Source organism: Roseobacter sinensis (assembly GCF_025755255.1).
GTDB lineage: Bacteria > Pseudomonadota > Alphaproteobacteria > Rhodobacterales > Rhodobacteraceae > Roseobacter > Roseobacter sinensis.
Genome location: NZ_JALIEB010000071.1, coordinates 1 through 655, shown reverse-complemented (window position 1 = coordinate 655; position 655 = coordinate 1). Strand labels below are relative to the sequence as shown.

Genomic DNA, 655 nt, shown 5'->3' with positions numbered 1-655 from the left:
AAACCTCCCTTTTGCGAGTTTGAAGCAGATCTTAGCTCAGATGGGAATCTTGAAGCTCAACAGACCTTAGAGCAGCGGAGATTTATCGAAAGACCGGTAACCTCCGCGCGGTGCAGCTGCTTCTTGGTCACACCAAGATCGAAAGCACTGTGCGCTACCTCGGCGTTGAGTTGGAGGGTGCACTGAGTATCGCAGAGCGCATAGACATCTGACCTAACTTGGCGAGCGACACTGCCGTTCGCCAATCCTGAGCGGTCCTCCGTCTTTCATGCGGCTTCGAGCCGTAACCAACCCTGTGCGGACATTTGGTCGAATGACCTGGCGCGGCTCCCGTTCGTGCACAGATCGAATGCCCGCTCCAGTCCCGCGTCAAGCTTGTTTAAGCAGGCGACAGCGAAAGCGCGGTTTCAGTTTCAGGCAATCCGATGTCTGCCAATGACCGGTAAGGCGATATCCGCCGCGCAGCAACGATCAAGGTTCTGCATATGCGAGAAAATGCTGCGTCAGCAATAGCTGCTCACGCATAAGTCTGCTTCGTCCGGATAGTGTTGAAAAAGTCTTTTGATTGGTTGGCCTGGCGCTGGTTCACTCGGATAGAGAGTGGAGGTGCAGCGATGATGGGACCGAGACAAGTAGCGCAAGGCGCGCTGTTTTA

The 655-nt window shown here is 54.7% G+C and carries 1 pseudogene; it reads left to right on the top strand.

What is annotated here, in order from left to right:
- Positions 1-68 precede the first annotated feature (68 nt).
- A pseudogene (locus MUB52_RS23935) lies at positions 69-212 on the top strand (integrase); the annotation flags it as partial.
- Positions 213-655 lie beyond the last annotated feature (443 nt).